The organism is Zeimonas arvi (assembly GCF_008039575.1).
GTDB lineage: Bacteria > Pseudomonadota > Gammaproteobacteria > Burkholderiales > Burkholderiaceae_E > Zeimonas > Zeimonas arvi.
Map to the genome: position 1 here is coordinate 458,577 of NZ_VDUY01000001.1, position 14,427 is coordinate 473,003.

At 71.4% G+C, this 14,427-nt stretch carries 16 protein-coding genes; 15 read left to right on the forward strand and 1 reads right to left on the reverse strand.

Annotation, left to right across the window (positions count from 1 at the left end):
• Positions 1-5 precede the first annotated feature (5 nt).
• From pepP to FHP08_RS02145, 9 genes are all read left to right on the forward strand, one after another.
• The gene (pepP, locus tag FHP08_RS02105; protein WP_147702638.1) at positions 6-1,337 is read left to right on the forward strand and encodes a Xaa-Pro aminopeptidase; all 1,332 of its coding nucleotides are present in this window, start codon (positions 6-8) and stop codon (positions 1,335-1,337) included.
• Positions 1,334-2,398: an FAD-dependent monooxygenase gene (locus FHP08_RS02110; RefSeq protein WP_147702639.1), complete on the forward strand. Its 1,065-nt coding sequence runs from the start codon at positions 1,334-1,336 to the stop codon at positions 2,396-2,398. The genes pepP and FHP08_RS02110 overlap by 4 nt, the downstream gene beginning before the upstream one ends.
• A 208-nt stretch (positions 2,399-2,606) precedes the next feature.
• Positions 2,607-3,683, forward strand: a complete 1,077-nt coding sequence (dusB, locus tag FHP08_RS02115; protein WP_147702640.1) for a tRNA dihydrouridine synthase DusB — start codon at positions 2,607-2,609, stop codon at positions 3,681-3,683.
• A complete protein-coding gene (locus tag FHP08_RS02120) occupies positions 3,680-3,916 on the forward strand; it encodes a helix-turn-helix domain-containing protein (RefSeq protein ID WP_147702641.1) in 237 nt (78 codons plus the stop codon). The genes dusB and FHP08_RS02120 overlap by 4 nt, the downstream gene beginning before the upstream one ends.
• 16 nt (positions 3,917-3,932) lie before the next feature.
• Entirely contained in the window at positions 3,933-5,585 is a 1,653-nt protein-coding gene (gene purH / locus FHP08_RS02125) for a bifunctional phosphoribosylaminoimidazolecarboxamide formyltransferase/IMP cyclohydrolase (protein WP_147702642.1), read from the forward strand.
• The gene (gene ruvC, locus FHP08_RS02130; protein WP_147703108.1) at positions 5,585-6,136 is read left to right on the forward strand and encodes a crossover junction endodeoxyribonuclease RuvC; all 552 of its coding nucleotides are present in this window, start codon (positions 5,585-5,587) and stop codon (positions 6,134-6,136) included. Before purH ends, ruvC begins: the two co-directional genes overlap by 1 nt.
• 80 nt (positions 6,137-6,216) lie before the next feature.
• Positions 6,217-6,798 carry a Holliday junction branch migration protein RuvA gene (ruvA, locus tag FHP08_RS02135; RefSeq protein ID WP_147702643.1) on the forward strand — a complete coding sequence of 194 codons (582 nt, stop codon included), beginning with the start codon at positions 6,217-6,219 and terminating at the stop codon, positions 6,796-6,798.
• Positions 6,795-7,844 carry a Holliday junction branch migration DNA helicase RuvB gene (ruvB, locus tag FHP08_RS02140; protein WP_147702644.1) on the forward strand — a complete coding sequence of 350 codons (1,050 nt, stop codon included), beginning with the start codon at positions 6,795-6,797 and terminating at the stop codon, positions 7,842-7,844. Before ruvA ends, ruvB begins: the two co-directional genes overlap by 4 nt.
• Positions 7,845-7,863: 19 nt before the next feature.
• Positions 7,864-8,589, forward strand: a complete 726-nt coding sequence (locus tag FHP08_RS02145) for a rhomboid family intramembrane serine protease (protein WP_147702645.1) — start codon at positions 7,864-7,866, stop codon at positions 8,587-8,589.
• Here FHP08_RS02145 and eda read toward each other — a convergent pair.
• Positions 8,549-9,259 carry a bifunctional 4-hydroxy-2-oxoglutarate aldolase/2-dehydro-3-deoxy-phosphogluconate aldolase gene (gene eda, locus FHP08_RS02150; protein WP_147702646.1) on the reverse strand — a complete coding sequence of 237 codons (711 nt, stop codon included), beginning with the start codon at positions 9,257-9,259 and terminating at the stop codon, positions 8,549-8,551. The two genes, FHP08_RS02145 and eda, sit on opposite strands and share 41 nt — an antisense overlap.
• Positions 9,260-9,375: 116 nt before the next feature.
• Between eda and FHP08_RS02155 the strand changes: the two genes are divergently transcribed.
• From FHP08_RS02155 to tolB, 6 genes are read left to right on the forward strand one after another with little or no spacing between them, the layout of a single operon-like run.
• Positions 9,376-10,305 carry a sugar kinase gene (locus FHP08_RS02155; RefSeq protein ID WP_147702647.1) on the forward strand — a complete coding sequence of 310 codons (930 nt, stop codon included), beginning with the start codon at positions 9,376-9,378 and terminating at the stop codon, positions 10,303-10,305.
• A gap of 11 nt (positions 10,306-10,316) precedes the next feature.
• The gene (gene ybgC / locus FHP08_RS02160) at positions 10,317-10,787 is read left to right on the forward strand and encodes a tol-pal system-associated acyl-CoA thioesterase (protein ID WP_147702648.1); all 471 of its coding nucleotides are present in this window, start codon (positions 10,317-10,319) and stop codon (positions 10,785-10,787) included.
• Positions 10,784-11,455: a protein TolQ gene (tolQ, locus tag FHP08_RS02165; protein ID WP_147702649.1), complete on the forward strand. Its 672-nt coding sequence runs from the start codon at positions 10,784-10,786 to the stop codon at positions 11,453-11,455. Before ybgC ends, tolQ begins: the two co-directional genes overlap by 4 nt.
• A gap of 2 nt (positions 11,456-11,457) precedes the next feature.
• Complete coding sequence (locus FHP08_RS02170; RefSeq protein ID WP_147702650.1) at positions 11,458-11,901, forward strand: biopolymer transporter ExbD; 444 nt, start codon at positions 11,458-11,460, stop codon at positions 11,899-11,901.
• 28 nt (positions 11,902-11,929) lie between these two features.
• Positions 11,930-13,105: a cell envelope integrity protein TolA gene (gene tolA / locus FHP08_RS02175; protein WP_147702651.1), complete on the forward strand. Its 1,176-nt coding sequence runs from the start codon at positions 11,930-11,932 to the stop codon at positions 13,103-13,105.
• Between the two features lie 38 nt (positions 13,106-13,143).
• Positions 13,144-14,409: a Tol-Pal system beta propeller repeat protein TolB gene (tolB, locus tag FHP08_RS02180; RefSeq protein WP_147702652.1), complete on the forward strand. Its 1,266-nt coding sequence runs from the start codon at positions 13,144-13,146 to the stop codon at positions 14,407-14,409.
• Positions 14,410-14,427 lie beyond the last annotated feature (18 nt).

Here is a 14,427-nt window from a genome sequence, read left to right on the forward strand (position 1 = left end):
TACGCATGCAGGTTCACGCTTCCCGACGTTCCCGCCTGGCCGCCACGATGCGGGCCCAGGGGGGCGGCGTCGCGATCGTCTTCACCGCGCCCGAGAAGGCGCGCAACCGCGATGCGCACTATCCGTATCGCTGGGACAGCCACTTCTACTGGCTCACCGGATTTCCCGAGCCCGATGCGATCGTGGTCGTGGTGGCGGGCGCCGATTCCGAGGAATCCATCCTCTTCTGCCGCGAGAAGAACGAGGAACGCGAGATCTGGGACGGCTGGCGCCATGGCCCCGAGCTCGCGCGCGAGCGCTTCGGCTTCGACCGCAGCTTCACCATCGACAAGCTCGACGAGGAGCTGCCGAAGCTGCTCGCCGACCAGCCGGCGGTCTGGCACGCCATGGGCAGCGACGCCGCGCTGGACGCGCGGCTGCGCGGCTGGCTCGACGCTGTGCGCGCCCAGGCGCGCGCCGGCGTGACCGCGCCGGCCCGGGCCTTCGACGTGCTGCACGTGCTCGACGAGATGCGCCTCGTGAAGGACGCGCACGAGCTCGACATCATGCGCCGCGCCGCGAAGATATCGGCCGCCGCGCACGTGCGCGCCATGCGCGCCGCGCGCCCCGGGCGCCGCGAGTACGAGATCGAGGCCGAGCTGCTGCACGCCTTCCGTGCGGCCGGCTCGCAGTACCCCGCCTACGGCTCGATCGTGGCCGCCGGGCGCAATGCCTGCGTGCTGCACTACGTGTCGAACGACGCGGTGATGGCCGACGGCGACCTGCTGCTGATCGACGCCGGCTGCGAGCTCGACGGCTACGCCTCCGACATCACCCGCACCTTCCCGGTCAACGGCCGCTTCGGCGGCCCGCAGCGCACGCTCTACGACATCGTGCTGGCATCGCAGCACGCCGCGATCGATGCGACCCGACCGGGGGCGCGCTTCACCGATCCGCACGACGCGGCGGTGCGCGTGCTCGCGCAGGGCATGATCGACTGCGGGCTGCTCCAGGGCAGCGTCGACGCGGCCGTCGAGTCGGGCGCCTACCGACGCTTCTACATGCACCGCACCGGCCACTGGCTGGGCATGGACGTGCACGACTGCGGCGACTACCGCGAGCCGGGCGAGCCCGCCGGCGAGGGCGGCCGCCCGTGGCGGATCCTGCGGCCCGGCATGGTGCTCACCGTCGAGCCGGGCATCTACGTGCGCGCCGCCGACGATGTTCCCGAGGCCTTCCACGACATCGGCATCCGGATCGAGGACGACGCGGTGGTCACCGAGAGCGGCTGCGAGATCATCACCGGCGACGTGCCGAAGGCCGCCGGCGAGATCGAGGCGCTGATGCGCTCGCGATGAGCGATCCGGCAGCGATCCGGATCATCGGCACCGGCCCGGTGTCGCTGCTGCTGCGCGGCCTGCTCGCGCGGCAGGGCTTCGGGCCCGACGAGCTGGCCTGCGACCCGGTTCCCGACGCGCTGCCTCCCTGGCTCGCGCAGCGCGCGATCGCGCTGTCGCTCGGCAGCTGGCAGGTTCTCGCCCGCATTGCGCATCCCCCGCTGTCGGCGCCGATCACCACGGTCGACGTCACGCTGCGCGGGGCGGCCGGCCGCACCCGCCTCACCGCCGAAGAACTTCGCGTCCCCGCCCTCGGCCACGTCGTCCGCTACGCAGCCCTCCACCACGCCCTGCGCAAGGCCCTCCCCACTCCCTTCTCCCGTCCTCCTTCTCCTGCTTCAGTCAGCATCATCGCCGACGGCAACCCCGGCGACGACGGCCGCTCGCGCGACTTCGACCAGGCCGCGCTGCTCGCCACGTTGCGCGTGTCGCGCCCGCGGGAGGGCGTGGCCTACGAGCGCTTCACCGAGGAAGGGCCGCTCGCGCTGCTGCCCTTGCCGGAGAGCGGCCTCTGGTCGCTGGTCTGGTGCGCACCCACGCCGGTTTCACAAGATCGGCTCGGCCTGCACGCAACCGAGCTGGCCGCACTGCTTCGGCAACGCTTCGGCCCCGCGCTCGGCGACCTCGAATTCCACGATGCGCCGCAACTCGCCCCGCTGCACCGACGCCTGCGCCGGCAGGTGGTGAACGGCAGCGAGGTCGCGATCGGCAATGCCGCGCAGGCCCTGCACCCGGTGGCAGGCCAGGGCATGAACCTGGGCTTTCGCGATGCCTTCGTGCTCGCCGAGTCGCTCGGCGCGGCGCGCGCCCGCGGCGAGCCTCTGGTCGCCTCGCTGAAGCCCTTCGCCCGGGCCCGCCGGGCCGATCGCGCCGCGACGGTGGCGGTCACCGACATGCTGGCCACGCTGTTCGCCGCGCCGCCGCTGCATCCGCTGCAATCACTTGCGCTCGGCGCACTGGATCTCGCCGGCCCCGCTCGCCGCACGCTCGCGCGCGCCTTCATGTTCGGCCTTCGCAACTGACAAGCGCCCGCCCTGAGCGACAGGCGTGCGCGAACATTGCGCGTACTCAAAGTGTGAGCAGCCACTAGCACGCGATTTTTGCGCTGCACAGTTCTTGGGCAGCGCAATAAGGGGTTAGAATCCCCCTCCCCAAGGCGCCACGCGCCCGCTCCTTTTTCGCGACGCGCCCGCTCCGTTTCCCACATCCCATTCGTTGATGCCTGCTGCGATGAGAATCGGCCCTTTCGCCTTGCGCAACAACGTGTTCGTTGCGCCCATGGCTGGAGTGACCGACCGACCCTATCGGCAGCTGTGCAAGCGACTGGGCGCGGGCTACGCGGTATCCGAGATGGCCGCGTCGAACCCGAAGCTGTGGGCCAGCGTCAAGACCTCGCGACGCATCGACCACTCCGGCGAGATGGAGCCCAAGGCGGTGCAGCTGGCGGGGGCCGACCCGCGGATGATGGCCGAGGCCGCGCGCTTCAACGTCGACCGCGGCGCGCAGATCATCGACATCAACATGGGCTGCCCGGTCAAGAAGGTGTGCAATGCCTGGTCGGGCTCCGCGCTGATGGCCAACGAGCCGCTGGCCCGCGAGATCGTCGAGGCCGTCGCATCGGCGGTCGGCGTGCCGGTCACGGTCAAGATGCGCACCGGCCCCTCGCCCGACAGCCGCAATGCGGTGAGGCTCGCGCGCGACTTCGAGCGCGCCGGCGCCGCGATGATCACGGTGCACGGGCGCACCCGGGCCTGCGGCTACGGCGGTCACGCCGAGTACGACACGATCGCCGCGGTGAAGGCGGCAGTCTCGGTGCCGGTGGTCGCCAACGGCGACATCGACAGCCCGGTCAAGGCGCGCGAGGTGCTGCGGCTCACCGGCGCCGACGCGGTGATGATCGGCCGCGCCGCCCAGGGCCGGCCCTGGATCTTCCGCGAGATCGTCCACTTTCTCGAAACGGGCGGGATGCTCGCGCCGCCGGACGCGGCCGAGCTGCGCGCGATGCTGCGCGAGCACCTGCTCGACCACTACGCCTTCCACGGCGAGCTCACCGGGGTGCGCACCGCCCGCAAGCACGTGGGCTGGTACCTGCGCGCGTTCGAGCAGGCCCGCGCGGGCGCGCTCGACGGGGCGGCCGTGCTCGCCTTCATCGACCGATTCAACCGCCTCGACGACCCGCAGCAGCAGCTCGAGGCGATCGATCTCTTCCTCGACACCGATCCGGCCTCGCACGACGACGCCGGCTGGCGCGTCGCCCACTGCGACGCGGCCAACGACAAGCAGTTCCGTTGGAGCCACCTGGCATGAGCAGGCAATCGAATCTCGACGAAGCCGTGTCGAAGAGCCTGGAGCGCTATTTCCGCGACCTCGAAGGCACCCCTCCGAACGCCATCTACCAGATGGTCATCCAGGCCGTCGAGCGACCGATGCTCGAGGTGGTCATGCGCGAGGCGCAGGGCAACCAGCTTCGCGCAAGCGAGATGCTCGGCATCAACCGGAACACGCTGCGCAAGAAGCTGCAGATGCACGGCATGCTCTGACCCCGCACCCGAAGCCATGACCCAGACCCCGTCACAGACCCCGTCGCAGACCCAGTCCCAGGACAAGCCGAACCCCACGCTGCCGGTGCGCCGGGCGCTGATCAGCGTTTCCGACAAGACCGGCGTCGTCGAGCTGGCCCGCGCGCTCGCCTCGCTGGGCGTGGCCATCCTGTCCACCGGCGGCACCGCGAAGCTGCTGGCCGAGAGCGGGATCGCGGTCACCGAGGTCTCCGCGCACACCGGCTTTCCCGAGATGCTCGACGGCCGGGTGAAGACCCTGCACCCGACGATCCACGGCGGCCTGCTCGCGCGGCGCGATCTCGATGCGCACATGGCCGCGATCGCCGAGCACGGCATCCCCCCGATCGACCTGCTGGTCGTCAACCTCTATCCGTTCGAAGCCACCGTCGCGAAGCCCGGCTGCACGCTCGAGGACGCGATCGAGAACATCGACATCGGCGGCCCGGCCATGGTCCGCTCCGGCGCCAAGAACTGGCGCGGCGTCGGCGTGCTGACCGATGCCTCGCAGTACGAGGCCGCGCTGGCCGAGGTCCGCGAATCCGGCGGCCTGTCCGACGCGACCCGCTTCGCGCTCGCGGTGGCGGCCTTCAATGCCATCTCGAACTACGACGGCGCGATCAGCGACTGGCTGTCGTCGCTGCAGCCCGACGGCAGCCGCGCCGCCTTCCCCGCGCAGAGCAACGGCCGCTTCGTCAAGCTCCAGGACCTGCGCTACGGCGAGAACCCGCACCAGAGCGCGGCCTTCTACCGCGACCTGGGCCCCGCGCCCGGCTCGCTGGTCACCGCGAAGCAGCTGCAGGGCAAGGAGCTCTCGTACAACAACATCGCGGACGCCGACGCGGCCTGGGAGTGCGTCAAGAGCTTCGACGCGCCGGCCTGCGTGATCGTCAAGCACGCCAACCCCTGCGGCGTGGCGGTGGGCAATGATTCGGCCGACGCCTACGCGCGCGCCTTCCGCACCGATCCCACGTCGGCCTTCGGCGGCATCATCGCCTTCAACCGGCCGGTGGACGGCGAAGCCGCTCGCGCGGTGTCGAAGCAGTTCGTCGAGGTGCTGCTCGCGCCCTCCTACACCGACGAGGCCCGGCAGGTCCTGTCGGCCAAGGCCAACGCGCGCGTGCTCGAGATCCCGCTCGACCAGGTGCGGGCCGACGGCCCGACCGACTGGGCGCGCGGGCGCAACGCGCACGACGTCAAGCGCGTCGGCTCGGGACTGCTGGTCCAGACCGCGGACAACCGCGAGGTTCGGGCGGACGAGCTCAAGGTCGTCACCAAGAAGGCGCCCACCGCCGCCCAGCTCGCCGACCTGCTGTTCGCCTGGCGGGTCGCGAAGTACGTGAAGTCGAACGCGATCGTGTTCTGCGCGAACGGCGCCACGATGGGCGTGGGCGCCGGGCAGATGAGCCGGATCGACTCGGCCCGCATCGCGTCGATCAAGGCCGAGAACGCCGGCCTGTCGCTCGCCGGTTCGGTGGTCGCCTCCGACGCCTTCTTCCCCTTCCGCGACGGCCTCGACGTGGTCGTCGACGCGGGCGCGGTCGCGGTGATCCAGCCCGGCGGCTCGGTGCGCGACGACGAGGTCATCGCGGCGGCCGACGAGCGCGGCATCGCGATGGTGTTCACCGGCGTGCGGCACTTCCGGCATTGATCCGCATTCTCGGCATCGACCCCGGGCTGCGCGTCACCGGTTTCGGGGTCGTCGACGCCGACGGGCCGCGGCTGCGCTACGTGGCCAGCGGCGTGATCCGCATCGGCAGCGGCGCGCTGCCGCCCCGCCTCAAGACCGTGCACGACGGCCTGGCCGAAGTGATACGCGAATACCGCCCGCAGGTGGCCGCCGTCGAGATCATCTTCGTCAACGTGAACCCGCAGTCCACGCTGCTGCTGGGCCAGGCGCGCGGGGCGGCGATCACCACCGCGGTCGTCCACGAGCTGCCGGTGAGCGAGTACACCGCGATGCAGGTCAAGCAGGCAGTGGCCGGCTATGGCCGCGCCGCCAAGTCGCAGGTGCAGGCGATGGTCCAGCGGCTGCTCGCGCTGCCCGGCCTGCCCTCGACCGACGCCGCCGACGCGCTGGCCTGCGCGATCTGCCACGCGCACGCCGCCACCATGACCGCCGCAGCGACCGCGCAGCTGGCCCCGGCCCCGCGCGGCAAGACCGGCCGCGGCCTGCGGATGCGCGCCGGCCGCCTGCGCTGAGCTGCGCCGGGCGGCGCGGCGCTTCCTCCTGAGCCCCGCCGCCCGCCGCGGCGCTCCCCCGCTTCGGCTAAACTGACCCGATGATCGGACGCCTCTCCGGAACCCTGCTCGAAAAGAACCCGCCGATGGTGCTCGTCGACGTCGGCGGCGTGGGCTACGAGGTCGACGTGCCCATGAGCACCTTCTACGACCTGCCCGCCGCGGGCCAGAAGCTGGTGCTGCTGGTCCAGCAGGTGGTCCGCGAAGATGCGCACCTGCTCTACGGCTTCCTCACCGCCGGCGAGCGCGACGCCTTCCGGGAACTGATCAAGGTGGCCGGCGTCGGCCCGCGCACCGCGCTCGCGGTGCTCTCGGGCATGTCGGTCGGCGACCTGGCCCGCGCGGTGACCGCCCAGGAAAGCGCGCGCCTGATCAAGGTGCCGGGCATCGGCAAGAAGACCGCCGAGCGGCTGCTCCTGGAACTCAAGGGCCGGCTCGCGCCCGAGCTGCCCGGCGTGGCCGGCCGCGGCGCGGTCGACGAGGCGGGTGCCGACGTCCTGCGCGCGCTGCTGGCGCTGGGCTACTCCGAACGCGAGGCCGCCGTGGCGGTCAGGCAATTGCCGGCCGATGCCGCGGTCTCCGACGGGATCCGGCAGGCGCTGCGGCACCTGGCCAAGCCATGATCGAACACGACCGCCTGATCGCGCCGTCCGCGGCCACGCCCGCCGAAGAGGCGGTCGAGCGCGCGCTGCGCCCCAAGCGGCTCGCCGAATACGTGGGCCAGCCGCGCATCCGCGAGCAGCTCGAGATCTTCATCAGCGCGGCGCGCGGCCGCAGCGAGCCGCTCGACCACGTGCTGTTGTTCGGCCCGCCGGGCCTGGGCAAGACCACGCTGGCGCACATCATTGCCGCCGAGATGGGCGTGGGCCTGCGCCAGACCTCGGGCCCGGTGCTCGAGAAGCCGGGCGACCTGGCCGCGCTGCTCACCAACCTCGAGAAGAACGACGTCCTGTTCATCGACGAGATCCACCGACTCAGCCCGATCGTCGAGGAGATCCTGTACCCGGCGCTCGAGGACTACCAGATCGACATCATGATCGGCGAGGGCCCGGCCGCGCGCTCGATCAAGCTCGACCTGCAGCCCTTCACGCTGGTCGGCGCGACCACCCGCGCCGGCATGCTCACCAATCCGCTGCGTGACCGCTTCGGCATCATCGCGCGGCTCGAGTTCTACGACGTGCCCGATCTTGCGAAGATCGTGGCGCGCTCGGCCGACCTGCTCGGCGCCCAGGTCACGCCGGATGGCGCGCTGGAGATCGCCCGGCGCTCGCGCGGCACGCCGCGCATCGCCAATCGCCTGCTGCGCCGGGTGCGCGACTACGCCGAGGTCAAGGCCAGCGGGCGGATCGACACGAAGGTCGCCGACGCCGCGCTGGCCATGCTCGAGGTCGACGCCGCCGGCTTCGACCTCATGGACCGCAAGCTGCTCGAGGCCATCGTGCATCGCTTCGCCGGCGGGCCGGTGGGGCTCGACAACCTCGCCGCGGCGATCGGCGAAGAACGCGACACCATCGAGGACGTGCTCGAGCCCTACCTGATCCAGCAGGGCTACCTGCAGCGCACGCCGCGCGGCCGCGTGGCCAGCGCCGCCGCCTGGCGCCACCTCGGCCTTGCCGCGCCCGGCCAGGCCGGACCCGACCTGTGGTCCGAGGATTCCGGAGCGGGCTGAGGCCCGGTCCTCGAACCCGATGATCGAGGACTTCCTCCACCGGCTCGAGGCGGCCACGCCGCACGCCACCGTGACCGGCACGCTGATTGCGCTGAACCTGCTCGTCTGGCTGGCCAACCTGGCCGGGGGTCTCAGCCCCTTCCTGCCCGAGGCCGGCGAGCTGCTCGCCTGGGGCGGCAACCTGCTGCCGCTCACCCAGCGCGAGCCCTGGCGGCTGGTGAGCGCGATGTTCCTGCACGCCGGCATCATCCACCTGGCTTTCAACATGTGGGCGCTGTGGAACGTGGGCAGCATCGCCGAGCGCTTCTACGGCAACACGCAGTTCGCGCTGATCTACCTGCTCTCGGGGCTGTTCGGCTCGCTGGCCAGCCTGTTCTTCGCGGCCCGCACCGCGGTGTCGGTGGGCGCCTCGGGCGCGATCTTCGGCATCACCGGCGCCCTGCTCGCGGCCATCCTGCTCAAGCGCGACAAGCTGCCCGCGCCGCTGGTGGCGTCGATGCGCTCGTCGCTGTTCATGTTCGTCGGCTACTCGCTGTTCCTGGGCTTCACCTCGGGCGTGGTCGACAACGCGGCCCACGTGGGCGGGCTGCTGTCGGGCTTCGCGCTGGCCTGGATCATGGCCGAGAAGTTCGACTGGGTCGACTACCGGCGCAATGCGGTCTCGCGCGCGTTGGTGGCCGTGGGCGCGGCGATCGCCGCCGCCTTCATCCTCTGGCAGCTGCTGCCCGCTCGGCCAGCGCTGTGATCCGCGGCCAGTCGCGGCCGGCGATCGCATCGGCCGGCGTGAGCCAGGATCCGCCCACCGCGAACACGTTGGGCAGCGCCAGATACTGGGCCATGTTCTCCTGAGTCACCCCGCCGGTCGGGCAGAAGCGCAGCTCGGCGAAGGGCCCGGCCATCGCCTTGAGCATCGGCACGCCGCCCGCCACCGAGGCCGGGAAGAGCTTCAGCGCCCGGTGACCGCGGTTGGCGGCGGCCATCGTCTCCGAAGGAGTCATCACGCCGGGCACGAACTCGATGCCCTCGTCGCGCGCCGCATCGGACAATTCGGGCGCCCAGCCCGGCGAGAACGCGAAGGCCGCGCCGGCCTGCCGCACCGCACGCAGCTCGGCGGGCCGGGTCACCGTGCCGGCGCCGACCAGCGCATCGGGCACCTCGGCCGCGATCCGGCGGATCGCCTCGAGTCCTGCCGGCGTGCGCAGGGTTACCTCCAGGGCCCGCACGCCGCCGGCCAGCAGGGCGCGGGCGAGCGGCACCGCATCGGCGGCATCGGCCACGACGATGACCGGGATGACCGGCGCGGAAAGCCGGTCGGCCAGCGGCGGCGCCGAAGCGTCAGGCTCGGTCGGCTGGATCGACGCCGCACTTCGGGCCGGGGACAGGACGGGATCATGGCGAACATCGGGGCGATTCATGGCGGACTCCGGAACCGGGAACGCGCCGGCACGGGGCCTGCGCCGAAACCGGCACAATAGATGGCATCGATCCAGGCGGCAAACCTGCCGCGATCTCCCGCAACCCCGAACGAACCATGGCCGACATCGTCGCGATCGGCGAACCCCTCTTCGAGTTCAACCAGCTTCCCGGTCAGACGCTCTACCGCCAGGGCTTCGGCGGGGACACCGCCAATTTCGCGGTCGCCGCGGCGCGCGCGGGCGCCTCGGTCGCCTACCTGACCAGCCTGGGAGACGAGGCCTTCGGCCGGCAGTTCCTCGACCTGTGGGATCGCGAAGGCGTCGACCACTCGGCGGTCACGCTCGACCCCGAGGCGCCCACCGGCATCTACTTCGTCAGCCACGGGCCGGCCGGCCACGAGTTCACCTATCGCCGCAGCGGCTCGGCAGCCAGCCGGATGCGCTTCACCGAGGCCTTCGCCGAACGGGTCGCGGCGGCGAAATGGCTGCACGCATCGGGCATCTCGCAGGCGATCGGGCCGCAGGCCTGCGATGCGGTGTTCGCGGCCATCGACCACGCCCGTGCCCACGGCACGCGGGTGAGCTACGACCTGAACTTCCGGCCGCGGCTCTGGCCCAGGGCCCGCGCCGCCGCGATCGCTCGCGCCACGATCGCCGCCTGCGACCTGTTCCTGCCCTCGATCGACGAGGCCGCGACGCTGTTCGGCATCGAGGATCCGCACCGCCTGATCGCCTTCGCTCACGAACTCGGCGCCCGCGCGGTGGCGGTCAAGCTCGGCGCGCGCGGCGCGCTGGTCTCCGACGGCGAGGCGATCCACGAGGTGGCCGCGATGCGGGTCGAGCCGGTCGACGCCACCGGCGCCGGCGACTGCTTCGGCGGCGTGACCGTCGCCCGGCTGCTGGCCGGCGATACGCTGGCCGCGGCGGCCCGCGCAGGCTGCGCCGCGGCCGCGCTGTCCACCACCGGCTACGGCGCGATCGACCCGCTGCCGCGGCGCGAGGAAATCCGCGCCGCGCTCGGGATTCCGACCGGCGCGGATTGGTAGAATCTCGCCCTGTGACTGCCGCTGCCCATGTCTCGACGGACGCCCCTGACTTCAGCCTGCGAGTCCGCGTCTACTACGAGGACACCGACGCCGGGGGCATCGTCTACCACGCGAACTGGCTGCGCTGGTTCGAGCGTGCCCGGACGGACTGGCTGCGCGCGCTCGGTGTCGAGCACTCCCGCATGCTGGCGGAAACCGGCGTGGGCTTCGTCGTGCGCGACATGAGCATCGACTACCGGCGCCCGGCCCGGCTCGACGAAGAGCTGCTGGTCGACGTGCGGCTCGCCGAAGCGCGCCGCGCGAGCTGGACCCTGGCGCAACAGGCGCGCCGGCCGGGCGAATCGGAGCCGCTGGTGAGCGCCACGCTGCGCATCGCGGCCGTGCACCTGGCCAGCGGCCGGCCCACCGCGATCCCGAAGGACCTCGCCGAACGCGCACTGGCGCGCGGCCCCGCCAACAACCCCTTGCCCGACTCCGCATGAACTCCGAACTCTCGATCCTGTCGCTGGTCCTGCAAGCCAGCGTCCTGGTGCAGCTGGTGATGGCCGGCCTGCTGGCCATCTCGATCGGCTCCTGGACGATCATCTTCCGCAAGGGATTCACGATCCGGGCGGCCCGCCGCGCCACCGACGCCTTCGAAGACGACTTCTGGAACGACCGCGACCTCGGCGGGCTGTATCAGCAGGTCCGCCACGACTCGGCCGATCGGGGCGCCATGGCCCGGATCTTCGAGGCCGGCATGAGCGAGTTCCTGAAGACCCGGCAGCAGAAGCCGGGCGACGTGCAGGCCATGCTCGACGGTTCGCGACGCGCGATGCGCGCGACCTTCCAGCGCGAAATGGACGCGCTCGAGTCCAGCCTGGCCTTCCTCGCGTCGGCCGGCTCGGTCAGCCCCTACATCGGCCTGTTCGGTACCGTCTGGGGGATCATGAACTCCTTCCGCGGGCTGGCCAACGTGCAGCAGGCCACCCTGGCCGCGGTGGCGCCGGGCATCGCCGAGGCGCTGGTGGCGACCGCGATCGGCCTGTTCGCCGCGATCCCCGCGGTGGTGGCCTACAACCGATTCGCGCACGACCTCGACCGGCTGTCGAGCCGCTTCGACAGCTTCATCGAGGAGTTCTCCAACATCCTGCAACGCCAGGCGAAGTAACGATGCCCGCACTCGCTTCCCGCTCGCGCGGCGGCCGGTCCCGCCGGATGGTGAACGACATCAACGTCGTGCCCTACATCGACGTCATGCTGGTGCTGCTGGTGATCTTCATGGTCACCGCGCCGCTGGTGCCCCCCGGCGCGATCGACCTGCCGCGCGCGGGCCGCAGCACGGCCAAGACCGACAAGTACATCGAGGTGCAGGTCTTCGCCGACGGCACGATGCGGCTGCGCACCGGCAACACCGGCGATCCGTCCGAACGACGGGTGGCGCGGGCCGACCTGGAGGGCTCGGTGCGGGCCTTGCTGGCCGAGCACGGCGAAGCGATGCCGGTGGTGATCAGCGGCGATCGCGCGGTGCGCTACGAGCGCGTGATCGAGGTGCTCGGCGACCTGCAACAGATGAACATCGCGCGGGTGGCGCTGATGGTCAAGCCGGGCAACTGATGCGGGTCTCGCCGCAGGGTCGATCGCAATGAAGTTGGGCCGCAAGCCGGTGCGCCGCCCCGAGGGCCTCGTGTCGCGCACACCGCCGCGTCCCCGCGGCCGCCTGCGCGCGTTCGCGCTCGCCCTGGTGATGCATCTGCTGCTGGTCGCGATGCTGTTCGTCGGCATTCGCTGGCAGACCCAGCCGCCGCCGGCGGTGTCGGCCGAGCTCTGGGTGCCGCCGCCCCCGCCGCAGGTGGCCAAGGCCGAACCGAAACCGGAACCCAAGCCGGAGCCCAAGCTCGTCTCGCAGCCCGAGCCGAAGCCGGAGCCGCCGCCCCCTCCCCCGCCGCCACCGCCGGTCAAGGCGCCCGAACAGCCCGACCCCGAGATCGCCCTCGAGAAGAAGCGCGAGGAAGAGCGCAGGCGCGAGCAGGAGCGGCTCGCCGAGGAAGCGCGGCTGGCCGAGCAGAAGGCGAAGCGCGAGGCCGAAGAGAAGCGGCTCGCAGAAGAGAAGCGCGCCGCCGAGGAGAAGCGCGCGGCCGATGAAAAGGCCAGACGCCAAGCCGACCAGAAGCGGCTCGCGGAGGAAAAGCGCGCGGCCGAAGAGAAGGCGAAGCGCGAAGCCGAGGAGAAGCGTCGCGCCGAAGAGAAGCGCGCCGCCGAGGAGAAGGCCAAGCGCGAAGCCGAAGCGAAAGCCAGGCGCGAGGCCGAAGCCAGGGCGAAGCGCGAGGCGGAAGAGAAGGCGAAACGCGAGGCCGAGGAGAAGGCCAGGCGCGAAGCCGCCGCCAAGGCCAAGGCCGCGGCCGAGGAAAAGGCCCGCCAGGAAGCCGCCGAGAAGCGCCGCCAGGAGTACCTGAACAGCCTGATGGCCAAGGCGGGCAGCGCCAACGGCGGGTCGGCGTCGGGCACCGCGGCGGGCGCGGGAGCGGGCGGCGGCGGCAACGACGCCGGCTACATCGCCAAGTTGTCGTCGATGCTGCGCTCGAACACGACCTACCAGATCCCCGGCGACCTGCAGGGCAATCCGAAGGCGGTGTTCGTGGTGACGGTGGGCGCCGACTGCAAGATCCTCGCGGTCAAGCTGCGCCGATCGAGCGGCGTGCCGGCCTGGGACGCGGCAGCGCAGCGTGGCATCGAGCGGACCAGTCCGCTGCCTGCGCAGGTCGATGGGACCTGCCCGCGCGAGCTCGAAATCGCTCGCGGGCCGCGGGACGAACGCTGACCGGTTAGAATTTGGATTCGCCCTTCACGAGGAGTTCCATGAGGCATCTCGTCCTCGCGCTGCTCGGCGCACTGTTCCTTCCCTTCGCGGCGTCCGCGCAGATGCGCATCGACGTCTCCGGCGTGGGGGCCACCCAGTACCCGATCGCCATCGCGCAATTCGCGAGCGACGGACGCGCCCCGCAGGACGTGGCCGCCGTCGTGCGCGGCGACCTGTCGCGAAGCGGCGCCTTCCGCATCATCGAGCAGGCCGGCACCCTGTCCGACACGGCCTCCATCGACTTCGTCGACATGCGCCGGCGCGGCGCCGACGCGGTGCTCACCGGCTCGGTCTCGCGCCTGGCCGACGGCCGCTACGACATCCGCTACCGACTCAGCGACGCGGTCCGCCAGACCACGCTGGGCGGCGAGTCGCTGGTGGTGTCCGAGGCCGACCTGCGCTATGGGGCCCACCGGATCGCCGACTGGGTCTACGAGAAACTCACCGGCGAGAAGGGCATCTTCTCCACCCGGATCGCCTTCGTCTCCAAGCAGGGCAATCGCTACAAGCTGAACATCGCCGACTGGGACGGCGAGAACGTGGTCACCCCGCTCAACTCGCCCGAGCCGATCATCTCGCCGAGCTGGTCGAAGGACGGCTCGCGGCTGGCCTACGTGTCCTTCGAGAGCAAGAAGCCGGTCGTCTACGTCCACACGCTGGCCAGCGGCCAGCGCAAGGCGGTCGCCAACTTCAAGGGCAGCAACAGCGCGCCCGCCTGGTCTCCCGACGGCAGCACGCTCGCGGTGGCGCTCACCATCGACGGCCTGTCGCAGATCTACCTGATCCCGGCCGAGGGCGGCGGGCAGCCCAGGCGCCTGACCAGCTCCACCAGCATCGACACCGAGCCGGTCTTCACGCCGGACGGCCGTTCGCTCTACTTCACCTCCGATCGCGGCGGCTCGCCGCAGATCTACCGGATTCCTGTCAGCGGCGGCGATGCCACGCGCGTTACCTTCACCGGCACCTACAACGTGAGCCCGCGCGTGAGCCCCGACGGCCGCTTGCTGGCCTACGTCTCGCGTCGCGACGGCAGGTTCCTGGTCGTGGTCCGGGACCTGACTTCCGGTGCGGAGCAGGTGCTGTCCGACGGGGGCCGCGAGGAATCGCCCAGCTTCGCGCCGAACGGCCGGTGGATCATGTACGCCACCCAGGCAGGCGGCCGCGATTCGCTGGTGGCCGCGAGCGTCGACGGCCGGGTGCGCCAGCGCCTCACGTCGAACGCGGGCGACATCCGCGAGCCGACCTGGGGCCCTTTTTCGAACTGATGACTCGACCTGACGACC